Annotated in this window: 19 protein-coding genes; 13 read left to right on the plus strand and 6 right to left on the minus strand. The window is 33.9% G+C overall.

The features are described from left to right. Both HDR40_RS03005 and HDR40_RS03010 read right to left on the minus strand, forming a co-directional pair. Positions 1-226: helix-turn-helix domain-containing protein (locus tag HDR40_RS03005; RefSeq protein WP_290626376.1), on the minus strand; the 226-nt coding region annotated here is incomplete at its 3' end. A 261-nt stretch (positions 227-487) separates the two neighbouring features. Beyond that, a complete protein-coding gene (locus HDR40_RS03010) occupies positions 488-1378 on the minus strand; it encodes a LysR family transcriptional regulator (protein ID WP_290626377.1) in 891 nt (296 codons plus the stop codon). Between the two features lie 133 nt (positions 1379-1511). Here HDR40_RS03010 and HDR40_RS03015 point away from each other — a divergent pair, with 133 nt between their 5' ends. Together HDR40_RS03015 and HDR40_RS03020 are read left to right on the plus strand one after the other, a co-directional pair. Next, positions 1512-2330, plus strand: a complete 819-nt coding sequence (locus HDR40_RS03015; RefSeq protein WP_290626379.1) for an aldo/keto reductase — start codon at positions 1512-1514, stop codon at positions 2328-2330. A gap of 13 nt (positions 2331-2343) precedes the next feature. Continuing rightward, positions 2344-3267, plus strand: coding sequence for a DMT family transporter (locus tag HDR40_RS03020; RefSeq protein ID WP_290626381.1), 924 nt, complete (start codon positions 2344-2346; stop codon positions 3265-3267). 135 nt (positions 3268-3402) lie between these two features. Here HDR40_RS03020 and HDR40_RS09905 read toward each other — a convergent pair whose 3' ends face one another. Together HDR40_RS09905 and HDR40_RS09910 are read right to left on the minus strand one after the other, a co-directional pair. Next, entirely contained in the window at positions 3403-3684 is a 282-nt protein-coding gene (locus HDR40_RS09905) for a hypothetical protein (RefSeq protein WP_365936771.1), read from the minus strand. Next, positions 3668-3838: a hypothetical protein gene (locus tag HDR40_RS09910; RefSeq protein ID WP_365936773.1), complete on the minus strand. Its 171-nt coding sequence runs from the start codon at positions 3836-3838 to the stop codon at positions 3668-3670. Before HDR40_RS09910 ends, HDR40_RS09905 begins: the two co-directional genes overlap by 17 nt. Before the next feature lie 215 nt (positions 3839-4053). Here HDR40_RS09910 and HDR40_RS03030 point away from each other — a divergent pair, with 215 nt between their 5' ends. The 5 genes from HDR40_RS03030 to HDR40_RS03050 all read left to right on the plus strand — a co-directional run bounded on the left by HDR40_RS03030 (position 4054) and on the right by HDR40_RS03050 (position 7943). After that, positions 4054-4353, plus strand: a complete 300-nt coding sequence (locus HDR40_RS03030) for a type II toxin-antitoxin system YoeB family toxin (RefSeq protein WP_290626383.1) — start codon at positions 4054-4056, stop codon at positions 4351-4353. A gap of 110 nt (positions 4354-4463) precedes the next feature. Beyond that, positions 4464-5459 carry an aldo/keto reductase gene (locus HDR40_RS03035; protein WP_365936775.1) on the plus strand — a complete coding sequence of 332 codons (996 nt, stop codon included), beginning with the start codon at positions 4464-4466 and terminating at the stop codon, positions 5457-5459. Between the two features lie 160 nt (positions 5460-5619). After that, complete coding sequence (locus HDR40_RS03040; RefSeq protein WP_290626387.1) at positions 5620-6414, plus strand: aldo/keto reductase; 795 nt, start codon at positions 5620-5622, stop codon at positions 6412-6414. A gap of 26 nt (positions 6415-6440) precedes the next feature. Next, positions 6441-7124: a flavodoxin gene (locus tag HDR40_RS03045; protein WP_290626389.1), complete on the plus strand. Its 684-nt coding sequence runs from the start codon at positions 6441-6443 to the stop codon at positions 7122-7124. Positions 7125-7133: 9 nt separating this feature from the next. After that, positions 7134-7943 carry a flavodoxin gene (locus tag HDR40_RS03050; protein ID WP_290626391.1) on the plus strand — a complete coding sequence of 270 codons (810 nt, stop codon included), beginning with the start codon at positions 7134-7136 and terminating at the stop codon, positions 7941-7943. 66 nt (positions 7944-8009) lie between these two features. On the opposite strand, the gene HDR40_RS03055 is transcribed toward HDR40_RS03050, so the two are convergent. Continuing rightward, positions 8010-8891 carry a LysR family transcriptional regulator gene (locus tag HDR40_RS03055; RefSeq protein ID WP_290626393.1) on the minus strand — a complete coding sequence of 294 codons (882 nt, stop codon included), beginning with the start codon at positions 8889-8891 and terminating at the stop codon, positions 8010-8012. A gap of 136 nt (positions 8892-9027) precedes the next feature. Here HDR40_RS03055 and HDR40_RS03060 point away from each other — a divergent pair, with 136 nt between their 5' ends. The 5 genes from HDR40_RS03060 (at position 9028) to HDR40_RS03080 (ending at position 13376) form a co-directional block, all read left to right on the plus strand. Next, a complete protein-coding gene (locus HDR40_RS03060) occupies positions 9028-9885 on the plus strand; it encodes an aldo/keto reductase (protein WP_290626394.1) in 858 nt (285 codons plus the stop codon). 24 nt (positions 9886-9909) lie between these two features. Next, entirely contained in the window at positions 9910-10569 is a 660-nt protein-coding gene (locus HDR40_RS03065; RefSeq protein WP_290626395.1) for an NAD(P)H-binding protein, read from the plus strand. A 197-nt stretch (positions 10570-10766) separates the two neighbouring features. After that, positions 10767-11345 carry a TMEM175 family protein gene (locus HDR40_RS03070; RefSeq protein WP_290626396.1) on the plus strand — a complete coding sequence of 193 codons (579 nt, stop codon included), beginning with the start codon at positions 10767-10769 and terminating at the stop codon, positions 11343-11345. A 92-nt stretch (positions 11346-11437) separates the two neighbouring features. Beyond that, the gene (locus HDR40_RS03075) at positions 11438-12454 is read left to right on the plus strand and encodes an NADP-dependent oxidoreductase (protein ID WP_290626398.1); all 1017 of its coding nucleotides are present in this window, start codon (positions 11438-11440) and stop codon (positions 12452-12454) included. A 220-nt stretch (positions 12455-12674) separates the two neighbouring features. Then, a complete protein-coding gene (locus tag HDR40_RS03080) occupies positions 12675-13376 on the plus strand; it encodes a hypothetical protein (RefSeq protein WP_290626400.1) in 702 nt (233 codons plus the stop codon). Here the strand turns inward: HDR40_RS03080 and HDR40_RS03085 are convergent, their stop codons facing one another. Next, positions 13377-14639 (minus strand): replication-associated recombination protein A, encoded by a 1263-nt coding sequence (locus tag HDR40_RS03085; protein ID WP_290626402.1) that lies wholly within the window; start codon positions 14637-14639, stop codon positions 13377-13379. A 221-nt stretch (positions 14640-14860) separates the two neighbouring features. Here HDR40_RS03085 and HDR40_RS03090 point away from each other — a divergent pair. After that, positions 14861-15079, plus strand: a 219-nt coding sequence (locus HDR40_RS03090; protein WP_290626404.1) for a helix-turn-helix domain-containing protein, incomplete at its 3' end; no start/stop codon positions are given.

The following is a 15079-nucleotide window of genomic DNA, read 5'->3' on the forward strand; positions in this document are numbered from 1 at the left end:
TTGAGGAATCACTATTCTTCAAAAATGGAAATTCTAATTTCATCGATGGTAAAAGATAGTTTAACTTATACTTTCCTAGAAATGGCAAATGGTGATTATTTTTATACCTTTCATTCATCATCGCTAACATTTGGTTCCAAACGAATCTATCATTACCAAACATTTGGGCTAACTTATCTTTTTGAACTCGATTGGGATAGAGTCTTAATTTAATTCCAGCTAACATTTTTTCACCTCCTCGTAGCAAAAATTATAGCAAATTCAAAAATATACTAAAATAGAAAATCACCGAAAAAGCTGGTTTCATCTCGGCAATGAATTACCGAGTTTTCACCAGCTCGTAATATTATAAAAATAGAGTTGGATAAGTTTCCAGCTCTGTTTTTTTTGCTTAAATTTTTTAATCAGAAATTAAAACTTGATGGTAAGTCACTCTATAAAGCAAAGAGGGAGAATTGCCAAGATTAGACTTAATTACCTAGATATCTTATTGTTTTAATTCAACAATTTCATTAATAAATTTTTTCATTGCCTTAGAGGGCTGCTTTGCATAAACAATACCATATGGAATAGTAAAGTCCCAATCAACAGGAATTGTTACTAGGTTAGGATGGATATCTTGCCAGACTGGCAATGATTCAATAAAGTATTTTTGCTGCTCACAGTCATTGAAAACTTCAAGATCATAAATAGAGCCTAAATCCTTAACATGAATTTCAGGATAATTTTTTTGAATAAAAGTTCGAATTTGATCAATATATGAAGTTAATCCTGGTCTTAATAACCCAATTGTCTCACCAGTCAATTCCTCAAGGCGTAATTTCTTCTTACGAGCTAGGCGATGTGAGCGTGATACTGCTAATTCACAGGGATAATTTCCTAAAACTTCAATTGAATATTTATCATGCCATGGATTTAAATCACAAGGACCAACGAAACAGTCAATGGTCTGACCTAGAGAATCCAACATGCCGTTTAAAGACGCCGAGTCATCATTGAATGGTATCAATTCAAAATGAAAAGGTAAATTAGTATGGTCAATGCTGTTCCACAAATTAATTAAGTCCTGGCATGGTCGTAAAATTGATGTACCGATTCGAATTGTATATTGTTGGATTCCAGCGATATGTTGAGCGCGTCTGATTGCATCATCTGAATAGGCAATTATTCGTTTTGCATCCCGATAAATCGATTCGCCTGCCGCTGTCAAAAACACTCCATGACTAGTTCTTTCCAGTAATTTTATCCCTAGATTTTCCTCTAAAGTATTGATTTGTTTCATCACGGAGACCGGCGAAATATATAAATTAACCGCTGCTTTAGCAAAACTTTCGCTATCAGCCACTTGAATAAAAGTGTGTAATAAATGGTTATACATAATTTGCCTCCCATATCAATTTTAGCATTAACCATTAGTTAATGCTTGCTTAACTAACTGGTTATTCCATAAATTTAATTTCCAACATAGAATAATATTTGTAATCAGATAAAAATAATGTATGGAGGAAAATATGGAATATTTTGAATTAAATAATGGTATTATGATGCCAGCCTTAGGCTTTGGTACATACTTAATGGCCCCTTCAATTACTGAAGAAAATGTTACTCTAGCCTTAAATGAAGGTTATCGATTAATTGATACTGCACAAAATTATGGTAATGAACACGAAGTTGGATTAGCAGTAAACAACAGTGGAATTAAACGTGAAGATATTTTTATAACTTCAAAAACGCAAACAACCGGTTATCGTTCAACTAAGCGTGGTATTGATCAATCTTTGCAAGCGGCTGGATTAGACTATTTTGATTTAATGATTATTCACTGGCCTAACGGACAAGATATTGAAACTTATCGTGCTTTAGAAGATGCATATAAAGAAGGAAAATTGCGAGCAATTGGTTTGAGTAATTTTAATCACGTACAAATTCAAGAAATTATGAACAACTGCACAGTTAAACCAGCTATTGACCAAGTTGAAACTCATCTTTACGACCAACAAAAGAAATTACATCAATTTTTAACTGAAAATGATATTATTCATGAAGCTTGGTCACCATTAGGAGCAGGTTCAAGCAATATTTTACGTGAGAAAAAAGTACAAGAAATTGCTGACAAATATGGTAAATCAACAGCGCAAATTTTGCTTAGATTTTTAATTCAAGAAAAAATTGTAGTTATTCCTAAATCAACTAATTTAAGTCATATCAAGAGTAACATTGATGTCTTTGACTTTAAACTTGATGAAAATGAACTTCAAATTTTGCGTAGTTTAGATAGAAATCATTCATTCTTTAATTGGCCAGCATCAATGTCAGTTGATTCATACTAAAAAGAGGTGACACATGAGCTTAATTCTTGTAATCTTAGCCGGTGCTTTTACCTCAATGCAGACCGCTGTTAACTCACGTCTCAGCAGGGCACTGGGCTCAAATTATCGTTCTTCATTTACTTCATTTGGAATTGGTGCTATTTTTCTAACTATTTTCGTTTTAGTTTTAAGTGGTGGCCAACTTAATTTTGGAAATTTTGCTAATACAACTTGGTGGTATTACATTGGTGGTTTTACTGGTGCGACTGCCTTAACGCTGAATATTATTTTGTTTAGCCATTTGGGTAGTACTCAGACTGCGATTTTACCTGTAGTTGGGCAGTTGATTACTAGCGCGTTGATTGATCAATTTGGTTGGTTCAATATGAAAGTTATCAATTTAACTCTATGGCGTATAATCGGCTTAATTTTGCTATTAATTGGTGCTTGTGCAATTGTCTTAAAACCTAAATCTAAAATTGAAAAAATTGAAACTCAAACTAAAAAAGAAGAAAGTCAATTAATTTGGCAAATCTTGGCCGTATTGAATGGTGCATTAATTGCAATTCAAACGACAACTAATGGCCAATTAGGACGCGCATTGGGTTCACCAGTAAAGGCAACTGCCATTGTCTTTTGGACTGGTACAATCATCTTATTGATTATTTCTGTGATACAAAATCAAACAACAAAGTTACCTAAAATACAACGTGCTCCTTGGTGGGGTTATTTAGGTGGTGTATTAGGTGCTATTAATGTGGTACTTGGTGCATGGTTAGTAACTCAGCTTGGTGTTGGGTTGACTACTTCATTGCAGCTGGTGGGTATTATGGCAGCAGGATTGATGATTGATCAATTTGGCCGGCTCGGCGCACAAAAGAGAAGTATCGGTCGATTACAATTAATTGGATTAGCTATTTTGTTAATCGGCGCAGTAATGGTAGCAATTTTTAAATAAGAAAGTTGTAAAATGACTAGACAAATTATAGTTATTATAATTCTAAGTTTCAGTTTATTTGCGATACTTAGAACAGTTGAATAAATTATAAGTAAAAAATATCCACAATCTTAATGATTGTGGATATTTTTATTATTAATGAATTTGTTTATCTAAACGATAGGCTTCATCTTGATGTTGCTTTAGTTTATTAGAATTCCAAGAATCTACAGCTAAAACATCTCCAATACGATCCCATCTCATATAAGCTAAAAGCTGTTCAAAGTAAGCCTTCAATGAGCGGTAACTACTTTCATCAGCATCGTAACCTGAAACCAAGGTAATAGCTTGACGATTGCCGTGAGTTGGATCGGCGTAACTATTTGAACCATGTAATTCGTGATTGTAAGCGTAAAAACGATCAATCACTGCTTTCAAAGGTAGTTGATGCCGTAGTAATATGTCGTCCAGCATCGAAGCGATAAATTTCATTCCCAGCTTCACGTGCACCTTTTTCAAAACTATCTGCTAAACTTTCTGAAGTTCCAGGATAATGAGGACTACCAGTTAAAATAACAATCTTTTTTGTCATAATAATTTTTCCTTTCTAAAATAAAAACCTTTCGTATTTGAGTACAATTTCATTTTAGGTTAAGTTATTTACTTTAGGAATAATCTAATAGTTAAGCAGGAATTAACTCTTAGTTAACACAATAATACCACTCCTTCAAACTTGAAATTTATAAATTAACAAGTTAGAATAGAGACAGTAATTTTTAATTTTAACTGTTATAAAAGGAGGCTACTATGTACACAGTTCATACAAGACATTTAGTAAAAAAACACATTAAAAACTTAAAATCTGCTAGACTCTATAAAACTTATTGTAAAATCATGGATGAACTCAAGACTGATCCTCTAATCAGAACTCATAGTTTTGAAATTTTAGAAAAACGTTCTCCTAAACCAAATATTTATTCAAAGCGCATCAGTCAAAGTAATCGGATTGTTTATAACGTTGATCGAGAAAATCGAACAGTAACCGTTTTTAGTGCTTGGGGACATTATGCTAGTGGTAATCAAAGTATGATTCATCATAAGATGTAGTTTTTTGATTAAGTTCATGGTATACACTCAGCGTATGCTAGTATCAAAATCTAGCAATTCTAATTTTTCACTTTTCAAAATATAATAATTTTACTACTTATTTTGAAAGGATGAATTTAGTGGAAACTAGAACACTTGGAAATGACTTTAAGGTATCAGCTGTTGGCTTGGGATGCATGGGGTTCTCTCATGGATATGGGGAACCAATGGATGAACAAGAAGCTATCAAGAATATTCGTGCGGCTTATGATATGGGATACCGCTTTTTTGACACTGCTGAAATTTATCAAGGAACTAATCCAGATGGTTCAACTAATTATAATGAAGAATTGGTTGGTAAGGCTTTAGCGGACGTACGTGATGATGTAGTGATTGCCACCAAGTTTGGAATTGCGGCTCATGAAGGTAATGGCTTAAAAGTTGATTCAAGCCCCGAAACCATTCGTAAATCTGTTGAAGGATCACTTAAACGCTTAGGTACAGATCACATCGATCTTTATTACCAACACCGCATTGATCCAAATGTTGAACCAGAAATTGTTGCAAAGGTTATGCAAGAATTGATCAATGAGGGCAAAATCACTCATTGGGGGATATCCGAGGCTAATGAAGATTACTTACGTCGTGCAAATGCTGTCTGCAAAGTAACTGCTGTTCAAAATCGTTATTCAATGATGTATCGCGATTATGAAGCACTTTTCCCAGTCTTAGAAGAACTTAACGTTGGTTTAGTCGCATTTTCACCACTTGCTAATGGTCTATTAACTGGTAAAATGACCAAAACCAAATTTGGCAAAGCTGACTTACGCAGTAACATGCCACAATTTACCGAAGAAGCTCAAAAGCAAAATCAAAAATTGATCAAATTACTTGAAGATTTAGCCAAACAACACAATGCCACTCCAGCACAAATCTCTCTTGCCTGGATGATCAATAAAAAGCCATATATCGTGCCAATTCCAGGAAGTCGTCACTTGAATAGAATGCAAGATAACTTAAATGCTGGCGAAATTAAGATGAGTCCAGAAGAGATTGCTAAAATTGATGCTATTTTGGATAAAATTCCAATGTCTGAAGTCTTTGGGGGATCTAAAATTAAGAAATAAATATGTAGCGAGGTTTTAAGCCTCGCTCTTTTTTTGAAGTTAAGTATACGTATGACGTATATTAGCATGAATCATTAGCAATTTTAAACAGATTAATAGGGTCATATACTAATACTTGCAAACAATAAAGAAACTTGAAAGTTAAGGAGAAAAACTACAAATGACTGAAGAATATTTTAAATTAAACAACGGTGTGAAAATTCCTAAAATTGGTATTGGTACTTTTAGAATGTCATCTAGACAGGCTCAAAATTCAGTTGAAGCTGCTCTTAAGGATGGCTACCATTTAATTGATACAGCTGAAGCATACAATAATGAACGTGGCGTTGGCAAAGGTATTAAAAATTCTAACATTGACCGCAAGGATTTATTTGTTTCCACCAAACTTTGGATGTCTTCATACAATGATCCTAATGCAGTTGATAAAGCATTAAACAGATTAGGCCTTGACTATATTGATTTGCTTTTCTTACACCAACCAATGAGCGATTGGAAGACAGCTTATCGGACTTTAGAAAAAGCCTACAAAGAGGGCAAAATTCGAGCAATTGGTATTTCTAATTTTGAAAGTAGTTCTGCTACTTTAAAGGAAGTATTAGATTTTGCCGAAATTAAGCCACAAGTTTTGCAAGCTGAAGCTCATCCATACTTTCCACAAACTGAAGCACGTGAAATTTTAAAGCCAGTTGGTACTCGCTTAATGGCTTGGTATCCACTTGGTTCTGGTGATAGTGGCTTGATGAATGAACCTATTTTTACAAAATTAGCTAAGAAATATAACAAGACTAATGCTCAAATTATTTTACGTTGGCACACTCAAATGGGCTTCATTGTAATTCCTGGCTCTACTAATCCAGATCATATTCATGATAATCACAATATCTTTGATTTTGAATTAACTGATGAAGAAATGTCAGAAATTGCGAAAATTAATAAAAATCGTCGTTACTACTAATAATTAATGTAAAAAGAGGGATTAAGATGAGACGCAATAATAAGGGAATGGACTTAGGTCCAGTTGTTGGTGAAATTGCCGGCAAGGATATTCGTGCTAATCAATTATTGAGAAAAGATGGTAATTGGGATGAAGGCTATGGTACACCTAGCGATGGTCAGGATACTAATTTAAAGCAAGGCCCCGTAAGAAAGCTAACATCTGATGCAAAAACTTTAATTATTTATTGGTCAAGATCAGGATCAACTGAGTTATTAGCTAGCAAAATTAATGATAAATTACCAAATGCTGATATCTATCAAATTGAATTAGTAGAACCTTATCCTGCTAACTATCTCAAGACTTTAAGTCGTGCAAATGATGAACGACTTTCATGTAATCCACCAGCAATCGTTGAAGATTTACCTAGTTTAGAACAATATGACTGTATTTACCTCGGTTATCAAACTTGGGCAATGACGATGAGTCAACCAATGCAAAGTTTTTTACAAAGATACGGTGCAGAATTTAGAAATAAATTGATTTTTCCATTTGAAACCGAAGGTTCTTATGGGGCTGGCGATTCTGTATCAGTTATGAAGCAATTAATTGCTGGCGCAGGTGGCGGAAATAATCGTTTTACACCAGTATTAGTTATTGACGGTAATGTAGTTGATGAAGAAGACGCAGCTATTAATTATTGGATTGAAAAAACGAAAAGTTTCAAGTAGGTGACAAAGATGAAATTTAAAAAGTTAGGAATTGCATTGTTGCTTGCTAGCAGTTTAACCTTGGCAGCTTGCAGTAATGCCAATAATGCGGACAGTTCTAATACTGAGGTTATTGCTTCTAAAAAAGTAAAAATAATTAAAAAGAATAATTCTCAATTAGGTCCAGTTGTTGGAACAATTGCTGGTAAGAGTATTCGTGCTAACCAATTGATGAGAAATGATGCTAAATGGGGTGGTGGTTATGGCACTCCAAGTGATGGCAAGGATACTAACAAGTCACATGGAGCGACTAGACGCTTAACTAAAAAAGCTAAAAGTATCATTATCTATTGGTCTCGTTCTGGTTCTACTGAACTTTTAGCAAGTAAAATTGCAAAAAAGACTAATGCAGATATCTTTGAAATAAGATTGCGCAATCCATACCCAGCAAATTATAAAAAAACTTTAGCTCGTGCCAACAAAGAAAGAGCGACTGGTCGTCCACCTAAGGTAATTAAGGATTTGCCTAATTTAAAGCAATACAAGACTATTTATGTTGGTTATCAGACCTGGGCAATGACTTTAAGTCAGCCAATGCAAGGCTTTTTCAAGCAATATGGTGGTCAATTCAAGAATAAGATTATTGCACCTTTTGAAACACAAGGCGGCTATGGTGCTGGTGATTCAATTGATGTCATGAAGAATTTGATTCGCGAAAAAGGCGGAAAGAATAACACTTATGCCTCAGACTTAATTATTGACGGTAATAAAGTTAATAAATCTAATACTAATAAAAAGGTCGATAAGTGGGTCAAAAAAGTTAAAGCAATAAAAAACTAAATCTAAAAATAAAACGTCTAACTTGGTAGTTAAAATTACTACATGTAGTTAGACGTTTTTTGTATTTTATTTAATGATAGAATTTCTTGGCCACTTTTGAGCCACATCTTTTAAGAATGGTTGGATAATCTTTCTTTGATCTTTCAAGTAACTACCGTAGATTTCGATTTGATTTGCATCATCGACAATTGGAATCGAAATTCGATCATCGTCATCACGTTCATGAATATTGCTATCGAGAGTTACATTTGATCTAAAAGTAGGAAAGTTAGAATAATGTGTTAGCTCATCTAAAGCATTTAAGTCTTCTTGATATAAAAACTTAGCATCAGGAATATTATCTTCAATTACTTTTCTCCAAGGGCCAATATCAGTAACTACGATAAAGCTGAGTCCGGCCAAATCTTTGAAAGTCACACTTTTATTAGCAGCTAACGGGTGAAATTTATCGATTCTAACATATAAATTCTCCGTTCCGATAAACATTGATTCAATATCTTCACTATTTAAATCTTGAGCTGTAAAAATAAGACGCTCTTTGAAGTTTTTTAAATCAGATACAACTTCATTTTCAGATATTAATTGACCATTAAATTCTAAATTTTGCCTAAATTGATCTTGATGAGTTTCAGACCAAAGTAAAGGACCAGGCGCTACTGAACCGATATTGATATACTTTTGCATCTGATCAAAGTTGACAATTTTTTCAATAAAATTACTTTCTGCATTTAATAACTTCTTAGCTTCAGCAGCAGCTAACTTACCAGTTTCATTAAGTAAAATTCGATTAATCTTACGATCAAAAAGTGCAACACCTAATTCTTGCTCCAATTTTTTCATTCCTCGAGTCACACTAGGTTGCGTGATCATCAAATGCTCAGCTGTTGCACTTAAAGTCCCATATTTATCAAAAGCCACAAGTTCTTCTAATAGTTCTAAATTTATCATTTTATTCCTCCTTTAGTATGCGCATAATGTATATTAGCATAAATAAACAGCAATTTTCTTTTATTTACGCTCAAGATATACTAATAATCGTTAAGAGATAAAGAAATACAAATTATTAAAAATGGAGGAATTTCCAATGGACTACATTACTTTGAATGATGGCAATAAGATGCCACAACTTGGATTTGGTGTTTTCCAAGTGCCAGATTTAAAACAAGCAGAAACTGCAGTTAAAGATGCAATCGATGTTGGTTATCGCTTATTCGATACAGCTGCAGCTTACCAAAACGAAGAAGCAGTTGGTAAGGCAATCAACCACAGTGGTATCAACAGAAGTGAATTTTTTGTAACTTCTAAGCTTTGGGTAGATCATTTCACTTATGAAAAGGCTAAGAAGGGTATTGATGAATCTTTGCAAAAACTCGGCATGGATTACATGGACCTTTACTTACTTCACCAACCATATGGTGACACTTATGGGGCATGGAGAGCTTTGGAAGAAGCACAAAAAGCTGGCAAGATTAAATCAATCGGTGTTTCTAACTTTTATCCAGATCAGTTGAAAAACTTAGAATTGATGAGCGATGTTAAACCTGCAGTTAACCAAATAGAAGTTTCGCCATGGTATCAACGTTATTGTGAAGTTAACTGGTTTCAAAAAGAAGGTGTTACTGTTGAAGCTTGGGCACCATTTGCTGAAGGTAAGCGTGATATTTTTACTAATGAAATAATTGCTCAAATTGGTAAAAAGTATGGCAAGAAGAATGGCCAAGTAATTTTACGGTGGTTACTTCAAAGTGGTATTGTTGTAATTCCAAAGTCTGTTCACAAGGCTCGTATGGCAGAAAATTTCGATGTCTTTGACTTTAAGTTGAGTGATGAGGATATGAAGAAACTGAGTTCACTTGATTTAGATGAAAGCCAATTCTTCAGTCATCGTGATCCTAATGCTATTGAAAGTATCTTTGGTTCAAGCTTAAAGACTTTACGTTAATTTTTTAGAAAGAAGGATATCTTAATGACTAAAGTTGCAATTATTGGAGCAAATGGACAAATTGCTCGCCTAGTAGAAGAAAAGATTTTAAGTAAAAATAATGATATTGAATTAACACTCTTCTTGAGAAATGCATCCCGTCTTGCTAATTTAGCAGATAATCCAAGAGTTACCCTCATTGATGGGGATGCTAATGATCCTGAAGACTTGCGCAAAGCCATCAAAGGCCAAGATATTGTTTACGTTGCCTTTGTTGACCACGGTGCAGGTGCTAAGCTCACTCAAGAGGTTATTAAAATTATGGATGAAGAAGGCGTTAAGCGTTTGATTTCTTCAAATATCCTCGGTATCTACGATGAAGTTCCTGAACCATTTGGCTCATACAACCGCGATGTCTGCTTTGGTGGCGAAGTTAAGCCAACTGACTCAGTAGTTCTTTCTGATAAGTACATTGAAGAAAGTGTCTTAGATTATACCGTACTTCGTTTAGCATGGCTCAACGACCGCAATGATACTAACTACACTATCACTCACAAGGGTGAAGAATATGTCGGTGTTTCAGTTTCAAGAAAGAGCTGTGCTGAAGTGGTTGCAAGTATCATTGAAGATCCTTCTAAGTACAGCAAAGAAAGCATCGGCTTTGCCGACCCCGCAACTCAAGGCTCTAGCAGACCTGTTTACTAAAATTAGATTTTTTGCTTTTCATTTTTCATACATACTTTTATCCTCTAGTAAATGAATTTATACACAACTTAAAATATTTTTTACTTACTCAAACTTAATTAATCTATCTGAGCACTTCCCGACTTAATGGAAGTGCTCTTTTTCATTTGAAAAAAATCTAAAAATCGATAAAATAATTTTTGAAAGAAGGGATAAGAATGAATAAAGAGAGATTAACAGCATTCACGGATGCAGTGTTGGCAATCATTATGACTATTTTAGTTTTAGAATTAGAGAAGCCTAAAACTATGACTTGGGCTAATTTATGGGATTTAAGGATGAATTTCTTTGCTTATGCAATTTCATTCTTTTGGTTAGGTTTAATGTGGGCTGATAATCACCGCGCTTTTCATGAAATCAATAAGATTAGTGATGGAACAGTTGCATGGACATTGATCATGCTATTCTTTTCATCATTTTTCCCATATTCAACAAGTATCGTATCCAGTGATTTCAATAATTCAACTGCGCAGGTATTTTACGGCATTATCATTATCCTAGTGTCGCTCAGTAACATTGGGATTTCTCATTCATTAAATAAAGCAGGTAATAAACATCAATTCCAAGGATTATTCGATATGTCGCGTAGTCTAGTAGCAATTGATTTGGGCATTAAATTCATTGGTATTATTTTATCTTTGACGATTTTTCCACCGGCAACTATGTGGTCGATTTTTATTGCTTCAGCAATGTTGATTATTTGGAACTCAATTAAAAAGAAACAACTTAATTTGTAAGCTAAAAGCATTCCTGGGAGTAGGGATGCTTTTTATATAAAAAAACGCTACAATAGGTGAAAACAATCCAATTAACTATGGAGATGAATTCAATGAAAGCAGTTCAACTAATAAAGTATAGTAAAACTCATCCTAAATATCGTTTAGCTGAGATAGATGAAGGAAAATTGGGTCCTGAAGATATTAGGGTGCAAGTTCGAACAGCTGGCGTTAATCCAGTTGATTATAAAATTAGCCATGGTGACATTAAGCTTTTATTACCATATAAATTACCTTTGACTATGGGTAATGAGCTTGTTGGAACTATTACTGAAATTGGTAAACAAGTTCCTCACGGGTTTAAGATAGGGGATAGAGTATTTGCTAGAATGCCGATTGATCGAATTGGTGCTTTTGCCGAAAGTGCAGTTCTTAAATATAGCTCAGTAGCTAAAGTACCTGAATATTTGACAGATGAAGAGGCTGCTGCAATTCCATTAACTGCATTAACTACTCTCCAAGCTTTAAACTTGTTCAACGGTAAACCAGGCGATAGTTTATTTATTTCTGGAGGAACCGGAAGTTTTGGAGCAATGGCTATTCCAATTGCTACTGCTTTGGGATATAAAGTTATTACTAGTGGTAGTGAGCGTAATCGGCCTAAAGTTGAAAACTTAGGTATTAGTAAATTCATTGATTACCACACCACTGACTACACAGAAATTTTACATGATATTGATTTTGTAATCGATACTATTGGTGGAAAAGAAATCAAAAAATCTTTAGCCATTTTAAAACCAGGAGGAACAGTAGTTTCTCTCAATCCTCCTGTTAATAAAGAATTTGCAGAAAGAATGGGTGTTAGTGAATTTCAGAAAATTTTATTTACTCTAGATGGTTTAAAAATTGACCATTTAGCTGCAAAAGAAGGAAAAAATTATCGCTTTATTTTTGTAAGATCAAGTGGGATTCAACTTGCTTTAGCAGCTAAGATTTTAGAGCAGAAACAAATACATCCAGCTATTGGTAAAGTTTATACTTTAGATGAATATGATCAGGCTTTGACACAAGTAGAGCAAGGACATAATTCTGGGAAAATTATTATTAAAAATACTATCAGCCCTTCCTAAAAACAATAAATTAAGCACTTTACGTATAGTAAAGTGCTTAATTTATTTAATAAGTCCCCATAGTCTTACTTAAAGGATAATTTTTGCTTTAAAGTATATTATTTATATCATAAGTTCAAAGTTAGACTACTAAATTTTTGAATTTAACTTTATAATATTACGAGCTGAATTAAAATGCAGGGATTCATTCCCGATATAGTTATACAAAGTGAGGAAAAAAGTGAAATTAAAAATCGTTAAAACGACAGCACTAATAAGTGCATTTACCATATTTTCATTAATGACGACTACCCATATTGTATCAGCTGATGACGACGATACGCAGACAATAATTATTCATGAAGAAACAGATGACGATTCACAATCCAGTACTACAACATCGTCTTCTGAAGCCAATAATTCTAGTACTCATTCCTCTAGTACATCTCAACAGCAAGGTAGCAGCCAAAGTAGCTCAACTAGTACTCATAGTTCTAATAATGAAGCACAAAGCTCAAGTAATAGCACAACTACTCAGCAGAGTAGTTCACAACAATATAAACAGAGTAACAGCACTCAATCTAATCAAAATAATACCCCATCTACACACACTAACTCTGATACTGATGAATCTAGCATAACTACTCAAAACAATGATGATAGTCAAGTTGAGCCATCTACTTCAAGCCAAGCTGAGGAAAAAAGCAGTAACACCAAAAAGAAAAGTACTGAGAAATCCAAAAGTACTAAAAAGTCTAAAAAGAAAAAAACGACCAAAAAACAACCAGCGTCTAAAAAAGAAAAATCATCTACATCTATTTCGACAAGTTTAGGTTCTCGAATTGGACTCATTTTTTGGAATATTATTGGAGTAGGTGTTATTGCTGGTGGAGCATTTTATGTATTTAAAATGTATAAACGTATTAAAAATAGTAAACACTGATTAAGATTGATAGTCTTCTCCATAAATATAGCGATGTAATTTAAGATATTGTTCGCCTAATTTTCTTTCATTATTATTATCTTTAGGATAGTAATAACGCTTACCCTCTAGACCTTTAGGCATATAATTCTGACTAGCAATTTGGTGAGGCGCGGTAAAGGGATTTTTGATTAAACCACCACCAGTAATTTCTTCAGAGTGCTTGTAATGCATATCACGCAATCCGCTAGGCATCGGATGTTGAGTAGGATGATTTGTATCTTCATCTAATCGTTCCCAAATTTCATCAAAGGATCCAGATTTGGGCGAAATACACATGAGCATGGTGGCAAACATCAAGGGATATTTTGCCTTTGGCATCCCAATTTTTTCAGCTTGATTAGCAGCCGTAACTATTTGAGTAACTTGCTGTGGATTAGCTAATCCAATATAAGTATAAGGAATTTCGCGTAAACGCCGTACTACTGATGGCAAATCACCATTTTTTAATAAAACAGCTAAATAATATAATGCCGCATCAGTATCTGAACCTGCCATTGAATCAGAATATGCAGCCAGATAATCGTAATGCTTGGTTGCATTTTTATCATAAGAAAAATGCTGTTGTTTAGCGAATCTTTTTACATCTGCAATAGATAGGTTATCAGGAGAGATAGCATGAAGTGTTTCTAAAATATTGAGTCCTACGCGTAAATCGCCATCGGCTGTTTCTGCAAGTAAAGTTAAAGCTTCTTCATTAATCTTATCTTCAGGCAGATGAAATTGCTCAATCATTACACGCTTAAGTACTTCTGCTATATCTTTAGCAGTTAAAGGCTTAAATTCAAAAATTTGACAACGGGAACGTACGGCTGGAACTATGGACATAATAGGATTTTCAGTGGTAGCACCAACTAAAAGAATATGACCATTTTCAAGATAAGGTAGTAAAAAATCTTGGAGTGTTTTAGTCATACGATGAATTTCATCAATCAAAAGGACAAAGGTCTGGTATGGATAAGTATTAATAAATTGAGTAAGTTTTGCCTTATTGTCAATAGATGCGTTAAAAGTAGCTAGGGGAAAGTTATTTTCTTGAGCAATAATTCTAGCAAGACTAGATTTGCCTGTACCGGGTGGTCCCCACAGAAGTAATGAAACATGAAGGTGTTTAGTAATTATTTGGCGTAATGGTTGATTAGTACCCAAAAGTTCTTTTTGACCAACCATCTGATTTAAATTTTTTGGTCGCATTTTTTCAGCTAAAGGTGTTTGAAATTGCATAGTTAGTTCCTTTTAATAAAAAATATATTATTTATTTGCTGTACAATGGTAAGTATAAACCAAGCTGTAGCATTTAACGATAAGGACAAGTTTATAATATTACGAGCTGGTGAAAACTTGGTAATTAATTGCCGAGATGAAACCAGCTTTTTCGGTAAATTTCTATTTTATTTAGTATATTTTTGAATTTGCTATAATTTTTGCTACGAGGAGGTGAAAAAATGTTAGCTGGAATTAAATTAAGACTCTATCCCAATCAAGTTCAAAAAGATAAGTTAGTCCAAATGTTTGGTAATGATAGATTCGTTTGGAACCAAATGTTAACGATGATGAATGAAAGGTATAAAAATAATCATCATTTGCCATTTCTAGGAAAGTATAAGTTAAACTATCTTTTACCATCGATGAAATTAGAATTTCCATTTTTGAAGAATAGTGAT

Source organism: Lactobacillus sp. (genome assembly GCF_014803895.1).

Coding starts and splice junctions, on each gene's coding strand:
- HDR40_RS03010 (WP_290626377.1), bottom strand. CDS start 1,378: ATGTATAACCATTTATTACACACTTTTATTCAAGTGGCTGATAGCGAA.
- HDR40_RS03015 (WP_290626379.1), top strand. CDS start 1,512: ATGGAATATTTTGAATTAAATAATGGTATTATGATGCCAGCCTTAGGC.
- HDR40_RS03020 (WP_290626381.1), top strand. CDS start 2,344: ATGAGCTTAATTCTTGTAATCTTAGCCGGTGCTTTTACCTCAATGCAG.
- HDR40_RS09910 (WP_365936773.1), bottom strand. CDS start 3,838: ATGACAAAAAAGATTGTTATTTTAACTGGTAGTCCTCATTATCCTGGA.
- HDR40_RS03030 (WP_290626383.1), top strand. CDS start 4,054: ATGTACACAGTTCATACAAGACATTTAGTAAAAAAACACATTAAAAAC.
- HDR40_RS03035 (WP_365936775.1), top strand. CDS start 4,464: ATGAATTTAGTGGAAACTAGAACACTTGGAAATGACTTTAAGGTATCA.
- HDR40_RS03040 (WP_290626387.1), top strand. CDS start 5,620: ATGACTGAAGAATATTTTAAATTAAACAACGGTGTGAAAATTCCTAAA.
- HDR40_RS03045 (WP_290626389.1), top strand. CDS start 6,441: ATGAGACGCAATAATAAGGGAATGGACTTAGGTCCAGTTGTTGGTGAA.
- HDR40_RS03050 (WP_290626391.1), top strand. CDS start 7,134: ATGAAATTTAAAAAGTTAGGAATTGCATTGTTGCTTGCTAGCAGTTTA.
- HDR40_RS03055 (WP_290626393.1), bottom strand. CDS start 8,891: ATGATAAATTTAGAACTATTAGAAGAACTTGTGGCTTTTGATAAATAT.
- HDR40_RS03060 (WP_290626394.1), top strand. CDS start 9,028: ATGGACTACATTACTTTGAATGATGGCAATAAGATGCCACAACTTGGA.
- HDR40_RS03065 (WP_290626395.1), top strand. CDS start 9,910: ATGACTAAAGTTGCAATTATTGGAGCAAATGGACAAATTGCTCGCCTA.
- HDR40_RS03070 (WP_290626396.1), top strand. CDS start 10,767: ATGAATAAAGAGAGATTAACAGCATTCACGGATGCAGTGTTGGCAATC.
- HDR40_RS03075 (WP_290626398.1), top strand. CDS start 11,438: ATGAAAGCAGTTCAACTAATAAAGTATAGTAAAACTCATCCTAAATAT.
- HDR40_RS03085 (WP_290626402.1), bottom strand. CDS start 14,639: ATGCAATTTCAAACACCTTTAGCTGAAAAAATGCGACCAAAAAATTTA.